We start from the raw sequence: 18,271 nt of genomic DNA on the forward strand, positions 1-18,271 counted from the left end.
CGGAACTGCGTCGGGACAGCCGCCGCCCATCCTATGAATACCTCGTTTTGAGGCTTCCCAGCCCGCTAGGAGGCCATGTAGGTTACTTTCGGGGGCTGTCACTCGGGACTTGGCACGGTTCCCGGGGCTGATATAGTTCGGCACAGCAGGCGCGGTGGGACATTGCGCCGGGTGCGAGTCTGACAGGGTTGGTTACAGACTCTTGGCAGATAGAGAGCGGTTCCGATCATGAGCCAGAGCGTTCCATCCAGCAGCGAACGTCAGTGGCGTGCGCGACGCCGCTACGCCCGGGTTCCCATCCTTGCTCCTGTGGACATTTACACCAAGGACACGGTCGGTCCGCCGGTGGTCGGCCGCATCGACAACCTGAGCGTGGGAGGAGTGCTCACGTCCTGCCGCGAGCGATTCGACCTGCAGACCGAATTGGCCATGCTGTTCCAGCTTCCCACTGGTTTTCGAATTCACGCTTTCGGCCGCGTCATCTACGTCGTGCCGCAACGGCATTTTGGGGTGGCATTCATTGATTTGGATCAAGAGGCCCGGCAGCATCTGGAAGAATTCACCCAGAAGATGCTTGGTTACGCCCGTCGCAGCAGTCGTGTGCCCTATCGTACGCACCTCACCATCCGGTCCGTGGACGGCGCCGGCCCGCACGAGGAGGAATCCGCGGATTCTGTGCTGGTAAGCAGAAATGGCGGTTTGCTGGTCTGTCGCACGGCCTACACCGTGGGGCAGGAGGTCTATCTCTGGTCACCGGAGCATAATTGCGGTGCGCGCGCGCGCGTTGTCTTTCAGCATGTGTGGGCCGCGGGCGGCTTGGTTGAGGTGGGAGTTGAGTTCCTGGCGGATGAGGATTTTTGGAAGGTCGACTTTGCCAGTGAATACGATTAGCTACTGGGGCCGCCGACTCCAACCGTTCACGCCAGCTTGAACTCCAGATGATGTTTCACGGCCGGCCATTCGGCAGCGACAATCGAGAAAACCACGGTATCGCGCAGACTGCCGTCGGCATACAGTTGGTGGCTCCGCAAGATGCCGTCCTGTTTCGCGCCCAGGCGCTCGATCGCGCGCCGGCTGGCATGGTTGAAGAATCCGGTGCGGAATTCGACCGCAATACACGCCAGGTCCTCGAACGCATGGGTCAGCAGCATGAGTTTGCATTCCGTATTGAGCGGCGTGCGCTGCGCCGATTTTGCGTACCACGTAGAACCGATTTCGACACGCCGGTACTTGGCGTCGATATTCATGTACGTCGTCATGCCGACGATCTTGCCGGTGGCCAGGCTACGCACCGTCCACGGCAGCATTGAGCCGGCCTGCTGCAGCTCCAGCCGGCGCTCGATTTCGGCGCGCATCCCTTCCGGCGATGGAACCGCGGTATACCAGAGTTTCCAGAGTTCGCCGTCACGCGTGGCTTCCACCAGGTCGTCGTGATGCGCGGCGGAAAGCGGTTCCAGGGACGCGTGCCGTCCGCGCAGAGTGATGGGGGCGGTGAAGGGAGTCATGTCGCATGCCTACCTCTCTCGGAGTCCTTATGAGTTTAGGGTCTCGATCCGCCCCGCTGCCATTCCCAAGACGGGTTCCTCACTTCCGCAGCGTGATGGTCGTCACTGCGCGTAAAGGGCGTTGCGTGCATCCTTAATTGTGGAGGGTGCTGCGATGACCAACCTTACGGCCATGACGCTTACATTGCTGCTTTTCGGCGCCCTGCTGGTCAGCGCTGTTTTTATCATTCTGTGGGGTGGTGGGCTGTCGTTGCGGCGACGCCAACCCAAGCCGCGCCGGCACCACGAGCATACGGAGCACCGCAAAGCGGCTTAACACCTGCCGCGGCATCGCCGTTGTCGGCCCCGTACGGGTGTTCTGTCCGGTATTCACTTCGCGGCGACGAAGTTTTTTCCCACGATCGCCTGTGCGTCCTTGGTGAGCATGAAGTCGAGGAAGGCCTTCACGTCGCCGGCAGGCGGGTCCTTCGTGACCAAGATGAGGGGGCGCTTCAGCGGATACGAACCGTCCTGCACCGCCGCCGTCGTCGGAGGCGCGCCGTCCACCGCGATCGCCCTCACACCCGGCACGGCAAACGACATGGAGGACGCCGCAATCGCGGTCTCATCCGTCGCTACGTCCTTCATGTAATCGGCGGCGTCCTCCCGTTCTTTCACCGGGCCGTAAGGCTCGCTGCCGAGCACCATGTCTTTGAACGCCTTCACCGTGGCGCGGCCGCCGGTGAGCTTTTCGCTGTACACGGTGATCGGCTTGTCTGGCCCGCCGAACACTTTCCAGTTGGTCGCCCGTCCGGCAAAGATTTCTTTCAATTGCGCGCGCGTCAGCGCCTTCACCGGGTTGCCGGCGTTGACGAACACTCCCATCGCGTCGTACCCGATCACCACGGCGCCCGCGACCTTGCTCTTTTCTGCCGGCGTCAATTCCCGGGCCACGCCGCCCAGGTCCACCCGACGCTCTTCCGCCGCGCGGAATCCGGCATCGGCGCCGGCGCCGCCAATCTGGCTGAAGGTCACGCCCGTGCGCGCCGCGAACAGCTTGGCCGCCTCCGGCATGATCTTGGTCCCGATGGTGGTCGCGCCTTCGTAGCTCAGCGTACGCGCGCCGGTTTTCTCCACCGCCTTGTTGGATGTTGCCTGTTGCATGTTCCCGCCTAACGCCGCCGTTGCCATCAACACGATAACGACAGCCGCGACCGCAAGAAGCTGCCTTCGGTTGCCCCACCCTTGTGCCGCGCGGGTGAGCCTGCCCCGAGCGCAGTCGAAGGGGCGGCACAGGGTGGGGGTCTTCAATGATGGACACTGATTTTCACGCACGCGCTCACCTGCCCGTTCCCGCGGCCGCCGGGCTCGCTTCGTCCGTGAACTGACGCTCCGGATGCATGGTGAACGACAAGATCGCTCCTACCAGGATCACGCCGATGGACACCTTGAACGGCAGCGTCCAGTTTCCTGTTCTCTGGATCAGGTAGCCGCCCACCACCGGCGACACAATCGCCGCCAGCGCCGACCCGGTGTTCATCAGCCCGCTCGCCGTGCCCGCGAATTTCGGCGCGATGTCCATCGGGATCGCCCACATCGGGCCGATCGTCATCTCGGCGAAGAAGAAGCCGAACGTCAGCGCCCACGCCACCACATTGATGTTGCGCGTATACATGAGCGGCACCATGGCAACGCCGCACAGGAACATCATCACCGCCACCATGTTGCAGCGCGCGAACCGCGGACTGTGCGTCTTCTCGAACAGCTTGTCGCTGACGATTCCGCCCAGCGTGTCGCCCACCACGCCGGCGAAGAACACGCCCGAAGCGAAGACCGCCGTCTTCTTCAGGTCGAGCTGGTACTGACCTTTGAAGAACGACGGGATCCAGCTCAGGAACAGCCACAGGATCCACCCGTAACAGAAATAGACAATGGTGACCGGGACCATGCGCTTGATCAGCGGTCCCCAGGGCACCTGCACTTTCGCCTTGGTGGCCGGCGTTGGCAGCGTCGCCAGTTCTTCCTGCGTGATGCCGGGGTGATCGCCGGGTTTGTCGCGGAAATAAAGTCCCCAGGCCAGCGCCCAGAACATGCTGATGCAGCCGATGATGAGGAACGAAGCGCGCCACGAAATCGCCGCGATCAGCGTCGCCACCACCCACGGCGTCAGCGAATTCCCCAGCCGCGAGAAGGCGTGCGTGAAGCCCTGCGCAAACCCGCGCCGTTCCTTCGATATCCAGTACGACATGGCGCGCGTTGCGGTCGGGAAGGTCGCGCCTTCGCCGAATCCCAGGATCACGCGGGCGACGAACAGGGCCACCATGCCGTGCACCAGGCCGGTGACGATGGTTGCGCCGGCCCAGATCAGGCCGCAGATGGTGAGCGCTTTCCTTGGCCCGAACTTGTCCGCTACCCAGCCGCCGATCACCTGGAACAGCAGGTAGGGATAGGCGAAGGCGGAGAACACCAGCCCGATCTGCACCTTGCTCAGCGGAATTTCCTTCAGGAACTGGTTGGACGCAACCACGGTACTGATATTGACCCGGTCAACGTAGGTCAGGAAGTACATCAGGCAGAGCAGTCCGAGCACGACGTTCGTCGCACGGACCAGACGTGGACGCATGGGGAATCTCTCCTGGTAACAACGAGAATTGAATCACCTGATAAAGACCGAAGAGCGAATCACCTGACCCTGGCGGGCGGAGTATGATGTGCCTGTTTTTCGCGGCAAGCAAGCGGATTTTGGGCGAAATATATTTCGCTCAGTGAAGTGATTTGCCAAAGGTTGGGTTTTCCGCACTACCGACTACCTCCCGTTTCGCTTGCATTTTCCTGTTCCCTATGTCGCAATAGCAGGTTCGCTATCATCCGACATCATCGCTTGTGAGGCACGCGTCATGACCTATCGCCCCGGCCGTCACTTCCTGCAAATTCCCGGCCCCACCAACGTTCCCGACCGCATCCAGCGCGCCATGCACGCCGCTGTCATGGACCATCGCGGTCCCGACTTCGCCCGCCTCGGCCACGAAGTCCTCGACGGCATCAAATCCATCTTCCGCACCTCCGGCACGGTGATCATCTTTCCGTCTTCCGGCAGCGGTGGCTGGGAAGCCGCCATCGTCAATACGCTTTCGCCCGGCGATAAGGTCCTGATGTATGAAACCGGCCAGTTCGCCACCCTGTGGCAGCAGGTCGCGCGCCGTCACGGGCTCGATGTGGAATTCGTTCCTAGCGACTGGCGCCATGGCGTTGATCCCGCCGACGTCGAGCGCCGCCTGCGCGAAGACGGCAATCACGCGTTCAAAGCCGTCATGATCGTGCACAACGAGACCTCCACCGGCGTCACCACTCGCGTTCCCGAAATTCGCAAGGCCATCAACGCCGCCAAGCATCCCGCGCTGTTCATGATTGACGCCGTCTCCTCGCTTGCCTCCTGTGAACTCAACCAGGACGCGTGGCAAGTGGACGTCGTCGTCTCCGGGTCGCAGAAGGGCCTGATGCTTCCTCCGGGATTGGCCTTCAACTCCGTATCCGAAAAAGCGCTCGCCGCCAACCAGACCGCGCGCCTCAGCCGCTCCTACTGGGACTGGCAGCAGATGCTCAAGGACAACGCCGCCGGCTACTTTCCCTACACGCCCGCCACCACTCTGCTCTACGGATTAAAGGAAGCCATCGCCATGCTGCACGAGGAAGGACTCGACAACGTCTTCGCGCGCCACAACCGCCACGCCGCCGCCACTCGTGCCGCCGTGGAAGGATGGGGACTGGAGAATCTCGCTCTCGATCCGCGAGAGTACTCCAGCTCCGTCACCGCCGTGCTCATGCCGCAAGGCCACGACGCCGACGCCTTCCGCAAGATCGCGCTCGAGAAATTCGACATGTCGCTCGGCGCCGGCCTCGGCAAGGTGAAGGGCAAGGTCTTCCGCATCGGCCACCTCGGCGACTTCAACGACCTGATGCTGATGGGCACGCTCTCCGGGGTTGAGATGGGGTTGCGCGCCGCCGGCGTCGCGCACAAGTCCGGTGGCGTGCAGGCCGCGATGGACGTGCTCAGCAAGCCCGCCGTTCCCGCCGCCGAAGGCGTGCTCGCGCGGTGAGGACTCGTAACCCGTTGTTGCCGACGGCCGATCGCCAATCGCCGCCAGCCGCCCCCGCAATTGTTACAAAAGATTTTACAAACCCCCGCCCGTAACCTTTTTCGATTGCCGTGGTCTACTACCACAGGCTTACTGTGTCCCGCGGATCCTGAGGATGGCTCCGCGGCGGGGGTTCACCATGAACAATCTGAATTCAGCGCTGAGGTTCCCCATGGATCGGCCATCTGTTCCGTCCGCTGATACTCAGCCCAAGTTCCTGCAGCGGTTTGTCGTCAAGCTCGACGCGCGCGTCTTTGCCGTTCCGGTCGAGCAGGTGGACTGGATCGAGTCGGCGGCCAACTACGTCCGCTTGCACGTCGGCCTCAGCACCCACCTGCTGCGCGCCACCATGGCGACCGTGGAAGGGTCGCTCGACCCGCGCCAGTTCATGCGCGTGCACCGCAATGCCATCGTCAACCTGTCGCGGGTGCAGCAGTTCCACATGCCCGCGCGCGGCAGCATGAGCGTCGTGCTGCGCGACGGAGCGCGCGTGCCCCTGAGCCGCGGCTATCAACCGGCGGTGCGCAAGATGCTGGAGCAGGCCGGACATGCGAAAAATTCTTTGCCGACTTCCGCCTCGACCGGCCATCCCATCAGTTGAGGTGTTTTCATGTCGGTCACGGCTTCGCCCTCGGCTCCTGCCATGCCCATCCCGGAACCGAAACTCGAAACCAAGGCGCCGCGCTATTCCATCGTCCTGGGTTCGCTTCCCATCCTGCTGTTTGAAACCGGGTGCGCGATCTTTGTCTTCGCCAACCGCATTTCCATTCTGACCACCGGCGCCGCCACCGGACTGGTGCTGCAAGCTTCCTGGCTTCATTCCGAGCTGGTGCGTCTGCCGCTGCTCGCACTAGCGGCCATCGGCTCGCTGTTCAACCTGTTCGTGCTCAGGAACGCGCGCCGGCTTCGCCGCCAGCCCGAGGCGCAATGGCGCATCAAGCCGCTGCGCTTCCGCGACAAGCTGCGCAACGGCATCGTGTTCTCCGCCTCCGTGCTGACGCTGTTCATGGTCCTATCCGAGCTCGTGCTCCATCCCAGCGTCTACCCCGGCTGGCATCACTAGACGGAAACGGAGACGACCCCAGGCTTCAGTCCCGCAGAGCCTGCCCTGAGCGAAGCCGAATGGGGACGTGCGCTGGTAGCCCAGAGCCTGCCCTGAGCGAAGTCGAAGGGGCGATAGCCATGGGTAAAACTTGGAAGATGATCCTGAGTCCCGTAGGTGTCTGTGTCATAGCTCGATTTCGCGCGTTGCAGTGGTCCAAAAGCGAACCGAAACCAGCCGCGGAGCGGCGAAATTCGTTAGCCCACCGCGGCAGCGGTGGGAAAAGTGGAACAGAACTCGTGAGCGCCAGCGGCGCGGCACGGCTATGACACAGACACCGTAGGGACGAAACGAAAAAAGAATTGGCCACGCAACCTCAGCCTCGCCCCGACGAGCAGGCGCTCATCGAACGCATCCGCGCCGGCGACTCCGAGGCTTTCTATGACCTGGTTCGGCCGCACGAACGCTCCATCTACGTCACCGCCTACTCCATTCTCCAGGATCCATCCGAAGCCGAGGACGTCGCCCAGGACACGGTCCTCAAGGCGTTCCGCAACCTGCACCAGTTCCGCGGCGACGCCCGCTTCGGCACCTGGCTGGTGACCATTGCCATCAACGAGTCGCGCATGCGCCTGCGCTCGCGCCAGCGCGTACGCCTGGAATCTCTGGACGCTCCCGACGATCCCGACTATGTTCCCATCCAACTCCGCGACTGGCGCGAAATTCCCTCCCAGGCGCTGGAGCGGCGGGAACTCCGCGAGGCGCTGACGCGGGCGCTGGCGGCGCTGAACGATAAGTACCGCGAGGTGCTGGTGCTGCGCGACGTCCAACTGCTCAGCGTTGCCGAAACCGCCGCAATCCTGGGCATTACTCCCGGCAACGTGAAGGTCCGCCTGCTACGGGCGCGGCTGCAAATGCGCGACCGTCTTGTTACCGAACTGAGTGGCTGGCATCTCAAGCGGAAGGGGAAATAGATGCAAGTGAGCTGTCACGAGATCTGGCGCGAGATCTCGAACTACCTCGATCACGATGTTGATCCCGGGCTGCGTGAGCGGATGGAGCAGCACTTCGCCCACTGCCGCCACTGCGCCGCGCTGCTCGACAGCACCCACAACGTCCTCGTCCTCATCGGCGACAACCGCGCTTTCGCCCTCCCCGCCGACTTCAGCCGGCGCCTCTACACCAAGTTCGCCGCACATCTTGCCTCGAGCCGCTAGCGCGCGCGCATCCTGCGCGTCGATTCCGGCCATATGCTCTGTTGTCGAGATAGTAATCTCCGAACCGACGACCATCCGGCCAGAACCCAATGCGAGAGGAATCATAGGCGCAGCATGGGTAAAATGTTGCTCACGATTACCAACCCATTTGGCGCATCCGCTCGAGAATGAGCTCGCTGTAGTTATTCATGCGCTCGGGACGTCGCTTCAGGGGAGCCGGCAGAATCGCGGCAAGCCGTGCCGCCTGTTGCCGGCCAATATTCCGGGCCGCGGTTCCATCGTAGTAACGACACGCCGACTCTGCACCATAAATACCAGGGCCCCATTCGACCACGTTGAGGTAGATCTCCAGAATGCGCCGCTTGCCGAGGACGAATTCGGCCACCGGTACCAGTGTGAACTCTGCGCCCTTGCGGAGGAAAGAGCGGCCCGTTCCGAAGAATAGGTTTTTTACGAGTTGCTGCGTGATGGTGGAAGCTCCGCGAATGCGACCGCCTTCCAAATCCTCTTCGGCAGCGATTTGGATCTGGTGCCAATCGAACCCATGATGCTGGTAGAAGCGCGCATCCTCCGCGGCGATTACAGAGTGCTGGAGATCGGGCGAGATTTGGCCGAGCGGAATGAATTTGTAGCGTTCGTGATACGGCGTGTGGTGAATCCAGGCCTGCAAGCGGCGCTGGATGTGCACCGCGGTTGTCGGTGGGTCGATCCACCGGGCGGCCGCAAGCATCAGCGCGGCAAGCACCCAAATGAGCACCACGCCGGTGATAAGCCATCGAACAAAGGATCGGAGGAAACCCTTCCGCAGCGGGGTCTTGGGGTGTGGGTTTGGCCTTGGAGTCACATTGCAGAATAACAGCCTGGGTTGGGCTGCCGCTTATGGCCGATCTTGCGCGCGCGAACACGGAGTGCTGCGTTCTACTCAGGCCACTCGGGACAAAGCCCCTTGGTCCTGAATCACATTGAACCCCGCTACAAAGGTAAAGTAGGATCAGTCCCGAGAAGTCGGCTTGTGGGAAGTGAAATGGGCCCGGATGACGGGCCACTCGGCAGCGATCCACTTTCGAGAGTAACCACCGACAATCGAAAGCCGATAACCGAGAACTGGCGTGTGGCCACCCTTGCGCTAGGTTTCGCGAAGGATGGGAATTTCACGAACGCGCCCGTCACGCGCGCCCTCGCCCTGCTGCCTCTTGCCGGCGAGCGTCCGCTGTGATTACAATGTAATTACAGAGGTAATCGAGGCATGAGGACCGACCTTGTCCGCATCGGCAATTCCCGCGGCGTTCGCATTCCCAAGCCCCTCATCGAGCAATGCGGGTTGGGCGAGACCGTCGACTTACGAGTCGAGAATGATTGCCTGGTGATTTCTCCGGAACGTCGGCCGCGTCAAGGATGGGAGGAAGCGTTCCGTGCCGCTGGACGGGCTGTACACGACGAACTCCTTCTGGAGACCGGACCCAATGAGTTCGACCGCAAGGAATGGAAATGGTGAGTCAACCGCCACGCCGGGACGAAGTCTGGCTGGTGTCGCTCGATCCGACCCAGGGTGTTGAGATTCAGAAGACGCGCCCTTGCATAGTGGTCTCGCCGGATGAAATGAACCGGCATCTGCAGACGGTTATGATTGCTCCCATGACCACCGTCACGCGCCCCTACCCCACACGAGTGCCGGTACGGTTTCATGGAAAACGTGGACAGGTGGCTCTGGACCAACTCCGCGCCGTAGACCGGCAGCGACTTGTGCGAAAGCTCGGAACCGTCTCGACCAGTACCGCGCAGCGGGCCACCACCACGCTGCTGGAAATGTTCACCCGCTTGTAACATCGAATCGACCGGATCCGCCCTCGAACGCCTTCAGCCTAGTGCACCACAATTGCGCTGAGCAGTTTTGCTTGGCTGAGAGGGTTCTCGATTTCAAGAGGAATCTCGCCCGGTGAATCAGCGCGGAAGGAAAAATCGTACGTTTCACCCGATGTGATGTTCAGGACCGCATCGCCGGAGCGCGCCAGGCGCGGAGGCACATCGGCGCCGTCTTTCGCCAGAGCGCGCCAGGTCGCGGGTTTGTCCTTGCTGCCGAGGCGGAAGTTCGCGATCAGATTCGGCGCCATGTTGATCAGGCGCAGCCGGTAGGTTGCGCCCGTGGCGAGCGTCATCGGCTGGGGCTTCTCCATGCCGTTGATGGTGATGCGCTTGGCAAAGAAGAACGTATCCCGCGTGCCGATGACCAGCAGCTTGTCGTGTTCGGCGTCAAACGGTTTCCCGGGTTCCAGCACGATGAGCGCGCCGTAGATGCCGCCGCTGAGCTGGTTCGGATCGGCCGCGTGCGTGTGATAGATAAAAGTGCCGGCGCGAGTGGGCGTGAAGCGGGCGACAAAGCTGCCGCCGGGCGGAACCGCCGGCGTGACCTGGTCTCCCACGCCACCGCCGACCACACCGTCGTAGTAGCTCTCCAGCACCAGGCCGTGCCAATGAATGGTGGTCGGCGCCTTGAGATGATTGAGAACGGTGATCTCGGTGGGTTCGCCGCGCGTGACCACAATCGGCGGCCCGACGGCGCGGTCCTCCGACACCAGCACCTTGTTCTTCTCGCGCACCGAGCAGGAGAACTTCGGTTCCTTCCCGGCGGCTTCGACGTTGGGCTCGATGATGAGATCGATCTTGCGCGCCGGTTTGCCGGCAGTGGCCGCGGGCGGCGTGCCCGCCGCGGGTTTCACGTTGATCGTGAGCACCAGGCCGGCCATGTCATGCATCGCTTCCATGGCGCCGGCGCCGTGGTGCTGGTGGCCGGCAACGGCCGGCTCTTCGGGGCCGTACTGGCTGGGTATGACGCGCGTGAAAACCGGGAGGCGTTCGTCGCTCGACATGTGAAACTGAAAATGACAATGAAAAAGCCAACGTCCGGCGTTCTCCGGCGACCACTCCATCATCATCGTGCTGCCCGGCCGCATGGCTTCGGTGACCACTGACTGGCGGTCGCCGGGTGCGAATTGGGCGTCCTTCTCCGAGTCGCCGAGGCTGAGCAGCTTGAAAAACGCGCCATGCAGGTGCATGGGATGTACGGCAAAACTGGGATTGATCACGCGCCAGCGGATGGTGTCGCCGGCGGTATATTCCAGCGGCTCGGTAAACGGAAACGACTTGCCATTGATACTGACGACTTCGAAGTTGTCGTGGGTGACATCGGGCTTGACGAACATCGCATTGATCACGAACACGCGGTCGGCGGCGACCACGCCCGGCGGATCCACGATGAAGGCGCCGTTCAGGTGGGCATCCTCGAAAACTGGTTGCCGAAGCACCCCCAGGGGCGGAACGTTCGGAGGCGCCGTGGTGCGCGCCCAGTAAAAGTACGTTCCGGGATCGCCCGCGAGGAAGGTACGCTCGCGGGTTTCGCCGGGCGGAACTTCGAGCGCGTCCTTGTCATCGCCGGGACGGGTGTTCAGGCCATGAACGGTGGCCTTCGTTTTCACTTTATTGGCCACGGTCACATGAATCTTGGTGCCCTGCGGCACGCGCAGCAGCGGGCCGGGTATCTGCGCCGGGTGGCCGGCTTCGCCAAACGCCTGCAAGTTCAACCGCGGTCCGTCCTCGGCCTCGGCGTGCCAGGCGCCTTGCACGATCTCGAGTTGCACATTGAGGACGCCGGATTCCAGCTTGCCGGCGGGAATGCGGTTCTGGTTGGCAACAATCGCAACCGGTGCGGATTGTGCTGCGACTGAGGCCAGCGCGGACAGGCACACCAAGACCGCGCGACAGACAAGACGAACCATTGAGCCACCCCGCAGGAATTAGGTGCGTGGATTGTTCGCCAAATGGGATCATGCTGTCAATAGGAAGATGGGCCTCAGTAGCGCGTTTCGCGAACCAGGCCGACGGTTTATGATTGTTTCAATGCTTGGAAACCGCCGCGGGGAGCAGGTCATGGAGAAAGTCATGCCGAAGTGGAGAAAAGCACTGGTCATTGGGTCGCTGAGCGCGGGCGCTCTGATGTTCATCAAGGGTCGCCGCCCCGCCGGGATCGCGCTGGCCACCGTGGGGCTGGCGGTTCTCGCCGCCGAGTATCCGGACAAGTTCGAAACCGCGTGGGAGCAGGCGCCGGGGTTTATCTATCGCGGCACGCAGATCTTCTCCACGCTCTCACGCATTGCCGAGCGCTTTGCCGACCAAGCCAGCCGGCGCGGCACGATCGAGGCCTTACGCGACATCAGCGCCGAGTACGCGCGCTAAACTGAGAAATCGTGTGGCCATGAGCGCACCGCGCGTTGGTGATGTAGCGTCCGAGATCGTGCTCTCGGATTCGACGGGCGAGAAGCGCAGCTTGTCGTCCCTGACTCCGTGCGTCCTGGTTTTCTACCGCGGCCACTGGTGACCCTTCTGCATCCGCCAGTTGGCGGATTATCGCGACCGTACGGACGCCTTTTTGCGGGCGGGATATCGCGTCGCCGCTTTGTCGGTGGATGAGCCGCAGCGCACCGAGCATCTGCGGCGGACGTTGAGCGTGTCCTTCCCAATTTGGTGCGACGTCGAGCGGCAGGTGGTGCGCGACTGGGATTTGTTCAATCCTCGCGAGAAGGGCGGCATCGCCGTGCCGGCCACGTTCGTGCTCGACGGCGAGCGGCGCGTGCGCCTCTCCTCCATCGAGGACGTGCGACATCGCGCCGGCGCCGACGAGGTGCTGGCGTGCGTGCGCACCCAGGCGACGCAGGCGGCCAAGCGAACGCTGCGCCCCGCCATGTTGCGCGCGCTGCGCAACATGTTCCGCTACGGCCTCGTCTCGCCGCGAAAATGAGTTGACGGCCGGGCCCTACTCAATCTGCATCTGATGATGTGAGCGCGTGTCCCGGCCGAGCGCAGCGAGGATCGACCATATCTCTGCTAGAACGATTCCCCACCGTGGAAATCCAGGCTAGCCGCCATCGTTCCGGGAAGACATGGCGCCGGACTCTGAACTGCGTACCCGCGCACCGAGCGTTTTCATCCCATAAAATACATTCATGTCGGAGCGAAACCGCTGGCTCGTGGTGGTGTTGTTCGGCACGGCGATGGGGTGGATGGAATCCGCCACCGTGGTGTACTTGCGGATGCTGGTGGGCCGCGTCAATCCTTACCAGCTCAACCCGCTGCCGCGGCATCAGGCGCTGGGCAATACCGAGCTCGTACGCGAGCTGGCCACGCTGCTGATGCTGTTTGCCGTTGGCTGGCTTGCGGGACGCAACTGGCGCACGCGGTTGTCGTATTCGCTGATCGCCTTCGGCGTGTGGGACATCCTCTACTACGTTTTTCTGGCGATGATTGCCGGGTGGCCGCAGTCGCTCCTCGACTGGGACGTTCTGTTTCTCATCCCGCTGCCGTGGTGGGCGCCGGTGATCGCGCCGGTGACGATCGCGGCGCTGATGGTGGTGGGAGGTACCCTGGTCACGCAGTTTGGCGAGGCGCGCTTCTGGCCTTCGCGCTGGTCGCTGGCGCTGAATGCCGTCGGGATTCTGCTGGCCCTGGCGGTCTTTATGCAGGACTCGATGCGCGCGGTCTCCGGAGGCGAGCCGGCGCTGCGCACCATGCTGCCCGCGCGATTCAACTGGCCGTGGTTCGGGTTGGCGCTGTTGCTGATGTCGGCGGCCATCTTCGACCTGCTGTGGCAGATGGCGCGTGGACGGAGTTCGTCTTCGGCGGCCGCCGATTGATTCCTGATTGCGCTGCACGATGAACTTCTGTCGCTCACCTCAGGCGACCAACGTCGGTACAATGGCGATTAGGCGGCGGTTTTGCAGGGATACGTCCTGCAGCCTGTGCAGCCTGGAGCCCGGTTCATGGCACGACGCAAGCGCGGCAAATCCACGGCGGCAAAACTGCTGCAATTCCTGCTGCTGGTGGCGCTGGTCGCCGCCGGCGTGCGGCTGTACTTCATCCTCCGCGAGCGCACGCGCCCGGCGGCCCCCAAGCCCAAAGCGGCGGTTCGCCCGCTGAATCGCGAAGCCTACGTGGTGCCGCGCAAGCTGCATGCGTACGACTTGGCTTCCGCGCGCGAACTGACCAGGCAGCCCGTCTGGGTGCAGGAGGGCTACCGCTACACCTACTATCCCTACGACTCCGCCAGGCGGCGCGCCGATTTCGTGCACGAAGCGGGCCTGCTCGGGCCAATTGAGGAGCTGCACATCACCAACGTGGTCGCGCAGCCCACGCCCAACAAGCCCAACTATCACCAGATTGCTGCGATTTTCGAGAAATCCGGACGCAGCTACGCCGTGCCGGTGGGCACCGAGTCCGGCGGCTCGTTCCAGATCTATGCCGACCAGATGTTTTTTTATGAAGATCCGCGCCAGCTCTACGGCTTCTGGCCGGCGGAGACCTGGGAGGCGATCCGCAACCACGAGGTCACACTCGGCATGAACGAATTCCAGGCTGACTTCGCGGTCGGCATGGGCGTCCCGCAGCCGCAACAAACCGATCCCGACGTGAAAATCGTGAAATACCCCAACGGCGGTCACGCTCTGACCGTTACCTATCGCAAGGGACGGGCGGTAAAGATCGCCAAGAAGGATTAACTCTCGATCCGGCGGCGGCCGGCATCCGGCGTTGCGCCGGCCTCATCTTCCTCTACACTCGACGTGAATGACCGCGGCCTACGACTCATTGGTCGCTGAACGATTCGGCATCGGTACAGTTGTGAGTTTTCCAGGCGTAATCAAAACGCGATCGCGGGGTAATGCAAGGCCAATATCAGTAGCGACCGCCACCGCCGCTCTTCTTGGGCCGCGCCTCGTTGACCGTGAGCGGACGTCCGCCCGAATCCTTGCCGTTCAATGCTGCAATGGCGGCGGCTGCCTCGGTGTCGTTGGTCATTTCGACAAAGCCGAATCCGCGCGAGCGGCCGGTGTCCCGATCAGTCACCAGCGAAGCGGTTGCCACCGCGCCAAAGGCTGCGAACATTTCGCGCAGATCGCTCTCTGTCGTGGAAAACGAGAGATTGCCAACATAAAGTTTTTTCATAAGAATTCCTTTCCGAAGCTCCCGTGGTGAGCCTTGGCCCATGCGATGCGCAGGATCACACCCTCCCGCGATCAATTGTCAGGCGATGACCTGTACCGAAATTAACTCCGGTTTGCAGCGGGGAGTAGCAATCGATTTGATAACGTCTTCGGCGGTGAATTTTCCCATTACCAATGCCAATTTGAGGTTGGTGGTCGTCCGCAGGGGAATCGCGTCAATCCGCTGCACGTATTCAACCGTGCGCCTGCCGACGCGGTTCACTTTGACAACAAACTTGGTGTTCATCATGGGTAGTCCCTTTCGCAACGATATTGGGGCACTCACGGAATCGGGTTCGGTTCCAGCCGCTGAGACCTGCGTCTGGAAAGCTTTCCGACCTTCCCATGTGGGCACCTCTCTCATCCTACGCCTGTGCTGACGCTGAAAGTGGTCAATTTTGCACAAACGCGACCAGGCAATGAGGCCATACTAGGTGGAACACGCCCCGGCCAATGGGCCGGTTCTCCTCAAGAGCGGCAGACGGGGCGCAGAGAACAGGAGCAACTGCTTGTCGGAACGCAACGGTGATAAATCGAGATTCGGGCGTTTGCGCAAGAAGAAGATCCTTCGCCGGAAACGCAATCGCGAGTTGTGCGCGGCATTGAGTGCACCCGGACCGCGGGTGACAGCGCGCCAGAAGAAGCAAGCAAGTCGCGCCCACGTTGAATCGTCGCCGCCACTCTAGCCAGTGATTGCGACGCCGGAACACGCCCACAATCCGTCCAAACTCGTGGGGCGCGGGGGCCGGCGGCCCAGCAGTGGCTACATCTCGGCGTAGACCAGTCGTCCGATTTGCATCTTTTTCAGTTCATCGGCGAACGCCTCCAGGATTAACACGGCGCGCCCGGCATCGCTGTCGGGATTCGGCAGCGTCCCATTGCGCGCTTTGAAAGCCTTGACGGTCCCGTAAAGCCTTTCCAGTTCGTCGATGGCTGCTTGCAACTTGGAGTTCGACATTCGTCTCCCTTCGCCGTCCCTCGGTTAGCGCAAACCTCGTTCTAACCACCTGTACTTTCAGTTCGCGCATCCGAAAGTGGCGGATACACAAGACCCCGGCCCTTACATTCTCTGCACCTTCGTCCGTACATCTGGCCCACTCCCCCGCAACAGGAGCACGTTACCACGTGGCACTTCAGGGGTGGCAGGTTTTCCACGAGATGGTAGGTCACGCCCTCGTAGGTCACGTGATTGTCGCTCATCGGTTTTGCACCTTTCAGGCGGGACCGTGGCGCGTGCTTGGTCCGCGATCAGAGCAGAAACACGAGCACCCCGCCCAGGATCATTCCGCAGGCGATGATCAAGAACGCTAGATTTTGGCCGGGCTGCCAAGCACCGGCCTCTCTGCTGCTTTTGAAATTCTCCATCATGCGCACCTGAAATCATCCTACGCCCGCGCCAAGCCAGGGACTGTTCAATTTTGCTCGGCCAAAACTCCTTCTGCCCGCTATCGGACAAAGTCGTGTATCATTAGTCTCCGCGTGCGTTAGTGCACACCCCCCTGTATTCGCAGTCGACCGCGATACTGGTTACTCTCAACCTCCGCTCCTGCCGCTGGATTAAGGGTTACGGCGGCCTTGCCTTCTGGAGCAAACCGGCGTTTCAAGGCGCCGCAGTTCGAAATATTCATCCGGAACCGCTCTGACAGACTTGCCGTTCCGCCGGCCCAGGGTCACGGCACTTCGGGTTCCGTCAAAGAGGACAACGCAATGTTGCATACAGCGCCGGCGCGATGCAGATTCACGGTTCTTTGCTGAACGTCATCCTGCACGACTAGCCGGCACTCAATCGGAGGAAACGGGTCATGGGCGCATGAAGGTCCACCTTGTAAACCCCAGTGATGTGTCGTTCGGAACAGCCGTCATTACTCCGCGATGGCTGTATGTTCTGGCCGCTGCAACCCCGAAGTGTTATGGAGACCCGGCGATCGTGGACGAGACCCTCGTCCAGGTTGATCCGGCCAGCATTCAACCCGGCGACGTGGTTGGCATCGGCGTGCATACCGCGAACGCGCTGCGCGGTTACGAGATTGGGAGAATGGCCCGTGACCGCGGCGCCTACGTGGTCTTCGGCGGAATTCACGCGACGTTATATCCGGAAGAGGCCGCCGAGCTCGGCGGCGCCCACGCCGTTGTCCAGGGCGATGGCGATCAGGCTTGGCCCATTGTTCTCGGAGATTGCAGCCGCGGCGCTCCCCAGCCGACCTATGCCGGCGGCCGCATCCAGGCGAGCCAGTTTTCTCCCGCACGCTGGGACTTGCTGCCGCGGAACCGGTACATGTGGGCTTCGGTGCAAACCGTTCGAGGCTGTCCCAAGCATTGTTCCTTCTGTTCCGTCTGGCGCACCGACGGCCAGCGCCCCCGCCAGCGTTCTTCCGATGCCGTGATCGAGGAAATTGTCGAATTGCGCCGGCTGGGCTTCCGCTTCATCGCGCTCGCCGACGACAACTTTTATCCGGTAACCCTCGGTGACCTGCGCCTGGCCGCGCAACAGAACAACTCAGCCCGTCTGCATGAACTGGAATCGCTGCGCGCGGAACGCTTCGAACTCATGTCGCGTTTGGCGAAGCTGCCTGACGTGCGCTTCTTCACTCAGATCACCATGGAAGCCGCGGAAGATCCGGAGTTTCTCGACGCCATGCGGGCAGCGCACATAATAGGCGCTTTGGTGGGGGTGGAATCGGTCACCCCCGAAGGTCTCAAAGACGTTTACAAGGATTTCAATCTGGCGGGTGAACACCTGGTGGAGCGTCTTCAGACCTTCCGGCGCCACGGTGTCCATGTGCTCGGATCGTTCATCTTTGGCTTGCCCAGCGACAATCCCGCCACGTTCATGGCCACCGAGGATGTAGCCGAGCGGGCCGAAATCACATTTGCGCAGTTTGTGATGCTCACGCCCTTTCCCGGCACCGTGGACTTTATTAAATGGGAAAAGACTCTGGGAGACACGCCCGAAACCATTGCGGGCATACCGATCACCCGACGGTGGCTCATCCCCACTGCTCTTCGTCCCAAGCTTTACTGGCCGCACCCGGTGATGTCGGCAGAGGAGATCCGCCGCCAGACCCAGGCCGTGTGGGACAAGTTTTATACGTGGCGCTCCATCTGGAAACGCTCCCGGTTTATCAAGTCGCAGAAGGGGCGCGTGGCGTTTCTGCTCATTTCCAGGATCTACCGGCACATGTACGCCGATACCGGCATTGCGACCGACAGCGCGAGGAAATCTTCGTCGGCGCGATGGGCACGCTGGCTGGCGAAGCCCTGTCGGCTCCTGTTCGCCGGCCGCCCCCTGCCGCACCTGCAAGTTCCCCAGGCAGACAAGGAGATGCTACCCGTTGCCGCAGATTGATTGGGACTCGCAATGTGT

Annotated in this window: 22 protein-coding genes; 14 read left to right on the forward strand and 8 right to left on the reverse strand. The window is 62.0% G+C overall.

Annotated features, from left to right (window positions below):
• The first annotated feature begins 228 nt into the window (after positions 1-228).
• Positions 229-891: a PilZ domain-containing protein gene (locus LAN70_13650; GenBank protein MBZ5512195.1), complete on the forward strand. Its 663-nt coding sequence runs from the start codon at positions 229-231 to the stop codon at positions 889-891.
• Between the two features lie 26 nt (positions 892-917).
• Here LAN70_13650 and LAN70_13655 read toward each other — a convergent pair whose 3' ends face one another.
• Positions 918-1,505 (reverse strand): GNAT family N-acetyltransferase, encoded by a 588-nt coding sequence (locus tag LAN70_13655; GenBank protein MBZ5512196.1) that lies wholly within the window; start codon positions 1,503-1,505, stop codon positions 918-920.
• A gap of 154 nt (positions 1,506-1,659) precedes the next feature.
• On the opposite strand from LAN70_13655, the gene LAN70_13660 reads away from it, so the two are divergent.
• A complete protein-coding gene (locus LAN70_13660; protein MBZ5512197.1) occupies positions 1,660-1,821 on the forward strand; it encodes a hypothetical protein in 162 nt (53 codons plus the stop codon).
• A 53-nt stretch (positions 1,822-1,874) separates the two neighbouring features.
• Here the strand turns inward: LAN70_13660 and LAN70_13665 are convergent, their stop codons facing one another.
• Both LAN70_13665 and LAN70_13670 read right to left on the reverse strand, forming a co-directional pair.
• Positions 1,875-2,648, reverse strand: coding sequence for a phosphate ABC transporter substrate-binding protein (locus LAN70_13665; GenBank protein MBZ5512198.1), 774 nt, complete (start codon positions 2,646-2,648; stop codon positions 1,875-1,877).
• Positions 2,649-2,823: 175 nt separating this feature from the next.
• On the reverse strand, positions 2,824-4,107 hold the full coding sequence (locus LAN70_13670) for an MFS transporter (protein ID MBZ5512199.1): 1,284 nt from the start codon (positions 4,105-4,107) through the stop codon (positions 2,824-2,826).
• 274 nt (positions 4,108-4,381) lie between these two features.
• Here LAN70_13670 and LAN70_13675 point away from each other — a divergent pair, with 274 nt between their 5' ends.
• The 5 genes from LAN70_13675 to LAN70_13695 all read left to right on the forward strand — a co-directional run bounded on the left by LAN70_13675 (position 4,382) and on the right by LAN70_13695 (position 7,879).
• Complete coding sequence (locus LAN70_13675) at positions 4,382-5,581, forward strand: aminotransferase class V-fold PLP-dependent enzyme (protein ID MBZ5512200.1); 1,200 nt, start codon at positions 4,382-4,384, stop codon at positions 5,579-5,581.
• Positions 5,582-5,792: 211 nt separating this feature from the next.
• Entirely contained in the window at positions 5,793-6,221 is a 429-nt protein-coding gene (locus LAN70_13680) for a LytTR family transcriptional regulator (GenBank protein MBZ5512201.1), read from the forward strand.
• Between the two features lie 9 nt (positions 6,222-6,230).
• Complete coding sequence (locus LAN70_13685; protein ID MBZ5512202.1) at positions 6,231-6,683, forward strand: hypothetical protein; 453 nt, start codon at positions 6,231-6,233, stop codon at positions 6,681-6,683.
• A 341-nt stretch (positions 6,684-7,024) separates the two neighbouring features.
• Entirely contained in the window at positions 7,025-7,636 is a 612-nt protein-coding gene (locus LAN70_13690) for a sigma-70 family RNA polymerase sigma factor (protein ID MBZ5512203.1), read from the forward strand.
• Positions 7,637-7,879, forward strand: a complete 243-nt coding sequence (locus tag LAN70_13695) for a zf-HC2 domain-containing protein (protein MBZ5512204.1) — start codon at positions 7,637-7,639, stop codon at positions 7,877-7,879.
• A gap of 136 nt (positions 7,880-8,015) precedes the next feature.
• Here the strand turns inward: LAN70_13695 and mtgA are convergent, their stop codons facing one another.
• Positions 8,016-8,648: a monofunctional biosynthetic peptidoglycan transglycosylase gene (gene mtgA, locus LAN70_13700; GenBank protein ID MBZ5512205.1), complete on the reverse strand. Its 633-nt coding sequence runs from the start codon at positions 8,646-8,648 to the stop codon at positions 8,016-8,018.
• A gap of 477 nt (positions 8,649-9,125) precedes the next feature.
• Between mtgA and LAN70_13705 the strand changes: the two genes are divergently transcribed.
• On the forward strand, positions 9,126-9,374 hold the full coding sequence (locus LAN70_13705; GenBank protein MBZ5512206.1) for an AbrB/MazE/SpoVT family DNA-binding domain-containing protein: 249 nt from the start codon (positions 9,126-9,128) through the stop codon (positions 9,372-9,374).
• Positions 9,368-9,703, forward strand: coding sequence for a type II toxin-antitoxin system PemK/MazF family toxin (locus LAN70_13710; GenBank protein MBZ5512207.1), 336 nt, complete (start codon positions 9,368-9,370; stop codon positions 9,701-9,703). Before LAN70_13705 ends, LAN70_13710 begins: the two co-directional genes overlap by 7 nt.
• A 38-nt stretch (positions 9,704-9,741) precedes the next feature.
• Here LAN70_13710 and LAN70_13715 read toward each other — a convergent pair whose 3' ends face one another.
• Positions 9,742-11,652 carry a multicopper oxidase domain-containing protein gene (locus tag LAN70_13715; protein ID MBZ5512208.1) on the reverse strand — a complete coding sequence of 637 codons (1,911 nt, stop codon included), beginning with the start codon at positions 11,650-11,652 and terminating at the stop codon, positions 9,742-9,744.
• Between the two features lie 163 nt (positions 11,653-11,815).
• On the opposite strand from LAN70_13715, the gene LAN70_13720 reads away from it, so the two are divergent.
• The 4 genes from LAN70_13720 to LAN70_13735 all read left to right on the forward strand — a co-directional run bounded on the left by LAN70_13720 (position 11,816) and on the right by LAN70_13735 (position 14,424).
• Positions 11,816-12,109, forward strand: a complete 294-nt coding sequence (locus LAN70_13720; GenBank protein MBZ5512209.1) for a hypothetical protein — start codon at positions 11,816-11,818, stop codon at positions 12,107-12,109.
• 160 nt (positions 12,110-12,269) lie between these two features.
• Positions 12,270-12,671 (forward strand): peroxiredoxin family protein, encoded by a 402-nt coding sequence (locus LAN70_13725; GenBank protein MBZ5512210.1) that lies wholly within the window; start codon positions 12,270-12,272, stop codon positions 12,669-12,671.
• Positions 12,672-12,876: 205 nt separating this feature from the next.
• Complete coding sequence (locus LAN70_13730; protein ID MBZ5512211.1) at positions 12,877-13,563, forward strand: hypothetical protein; 687 nt, start codon at positions 12,877-12,879, stop codon at positions 13,561-13,563.
• A gap of 126 nt (positions 13,564-13,689) precedes the next feature.
• Entirely contained in the window at positions 13,690-14,424 is a 735-nt protein-coding gene (locus LAN70_13735) for a hypothetical protein (protein MBZ5512212.1), read from the forward strand.
• 175 nt (positions 14,425-14,599) lie between these two features.
• Here LAN70_13735 and LAN70_13740 read toward each other — a convergent pair whose 3' ends face one another.
• The 3 genes from LAN70_13740 to LAN70_13750 all read right to left on the reverse strand — a co-directional run bounded on the left by LAN70_13740 (position 14,600) and on the right by LAN70_13750 (position 15,865).
• Positions 14,600-14,869 carry an RNA-binding protein gene (locus tag LAN70_13740; GenBank protein MBZ5512213.1) on the reverse strand — a complete coding sequence of 90 codons (270 nt, stop codon included), beginning with the start codon at positions 14,867-14,869 and terminating at the stop codon, positions 14,600-14,602.
• Positions 14,870-14,947: 78 nt separating this feature from the next.
• Positions 14,948-15,157: a hypothetical protein gene (locus LAN70_13745; GenBank protein MBZ5512214.1), complete on the reverse strand. Its 210-nt coding sequence runs from the start codon at positions 15,155-15,157 to the stop codon at positions 14,948-14,950.
• Positions 15,158-15,670: 513 nt separating this feature from the next.
• Positions 15,671-15,865 (reverse strand): hypothetical protein, encoded by a 195-nt coding sequence (locus LAN70_13750; GenBank protein MBZ5512215.1) that lies wholly within the window; start codon positions 15,863-15,865, stop codon positions 15,671-15,673.
• Positions 15,866-16,717: 852 nt separating this feature from the next.
• Between LAN70_13750 and LAN70_13755 the strand changes: the two genes are divergently transcribed.
• Complete coding sequence (locus LAN70_13755; protein MBZ5512216.1) at positions 16,718-18,253, forward strand: B12-binding domain-containing radical SAM protein; 1,536 nt, start codon at positions 16,718-16,720, stop codon at positions 18,251-18,253.
• Positions 18,254-18,271: the final 18 nt, after the last annotated feature.

Source organism: Terriglobia bacterium (assembly GCA_020072845.1).
GTDB lineage: Bacteria > Acidobacteriota > Terriglobia > Terriglobales > Acidobacteriaceae > JAIQGF01.

Excerpts from the sequence above, each read along its gene's own strand:
- LAN70_13705 (MBZ5512206.1), top strand. The coding sequence starts at position 9,126 with ATGAGGACCGACCTTGTCCGCATCGGCAATTCCCGCGGCGTTCGCATT.
- LAN70_13720 (MBZ5512209.1), top strand. The coding sequence starts at position 11,816 with ATGCCGAAGTGGAGAAAAGCACTGGTCATTGGGTCGCTGAGCGCGGGC.
- LAN70_13740 (MBZ5512213.1), bottom strand. The coding sequence starts at position 14,869 with ATGAAAAAACTTTATGTTGGCAATCTCTCGTTTTCCACGACAGAGAGC.
- LAN70_13650 (MBZ5512195.1), top strand. The coding sequence starts at position 229 with ATGAGCCAGAGCGTTCCATCCAGCAGCGAACGTCAGTGGCGTGCGCGA.
- LAN70_13695 (MBZ5512204.1), top strand. The coding sequence starts at position 7,637 with ATGCAAGTGAGCTGTCACGAGATCTGGCGCGAGATCTCGAACTACCTC.
- LAN70_13750 (MBZ5512215.1), bottom strand. The coding sequence starts at position 15,865 with ATGTCGAACTCCAAGTTGCAAGCAGCCATCGACGAACTGGAAAGGCTT.
- LAN70_13730 (MBZ5512211.1), top strand. The coding sequence starts at position 12,877 with ATGTCGGAGCGAAACCGCTGGCTCGTGGTGGTGTTGTTCGGCACGGCG.
- LAN70_13680 (MBZ5512201.1), top strand. The coding sequence starts at position 5,793 with ATGGATCGGCCATCTGTTCCGTCCGCTGATACTCAGCCCAAGTTCCTG.
- LAN70_13715 (MBZ5512208.1), bottom strand. The coding sequence starts at position 11,652 with ATGGTTCGTCTTGTCTGTCGCGCGGTCTTGGTGTGCCTGTCCGCGCTG.
- LAN70_13745 (MBZ5512214.1), bottom strand. The coding sequence starts at position 15,157 with ATGATGAACACCAAGTTTGTTGTCAAAGTGAACCGCGTCGGCAGGCGC.
- LAN70_13660 (MBZ5512197.1), top strand. The coding sequence starts at position 1,660 with ATGACCAACCTTACGGCCATGACGCTTACATTGCTGCTTTTCGGCGCC.
- LAN70_13685 (MBZ5512202.1), top strand. The coding sequence starts at position 6,231 with ATGTCGGTCACGGCTTCGCCCTCGGCTCCTGCCATGCCCATCCCGGAA.
- LAN70_13675 (MBZ5512200.1), top strand. The coding sequence starts at position 4,382 with ATGACCTATCGCCCCGGCCGTCACTTCCTGCAAATTCCCGGCCCCACC.
- LAN70_13665 (MBZ5512198.1), bottom strand. The coding sequence starts at position 2,648 with ATGCAACAGGCAACATCCAACAAGGCGGTGGAGAAAACCGGCGCGCGT.
- LAN70_13655 (MBZ5512196.1), bottom strand. The coding sequence starts at position 1,505 with ATGACTCCCTTCACCGCCCCCATCACTCTGCGCGGACGGCACGCGTCC.
- LAN70_13735 (MBZ5512212.1), top strand. The coding sequence starts at position 13,690 with ATGGCACGACGCAAGCGCGGCAAATCCACGGCGGCAAAACTGCTGCAA.
- LAN70_13755 (MBZ5512216.1), top strand. The coding sequence starts at position 16,718 with ATGAAGGTCCACCTTGTAAACCCCAGTGATGTGTCGTTCGGAACAGCC.
- LAN70_13710 (MBZ5512207.1), top strand. The coding sequence starts at position 9,368 with ATGGTGAGTCAACCGCCACGCCGGGACGAAGTCTGGCTGGTGTCGCTC.
- LAN70_13670 (MBZ5512199.1), bottom strand. The coding sequence starts at position 4,107 with ATGCGTCCACGTCTGGTCCGTGCGACGAACGTCGTGCTCGGACTGCTC.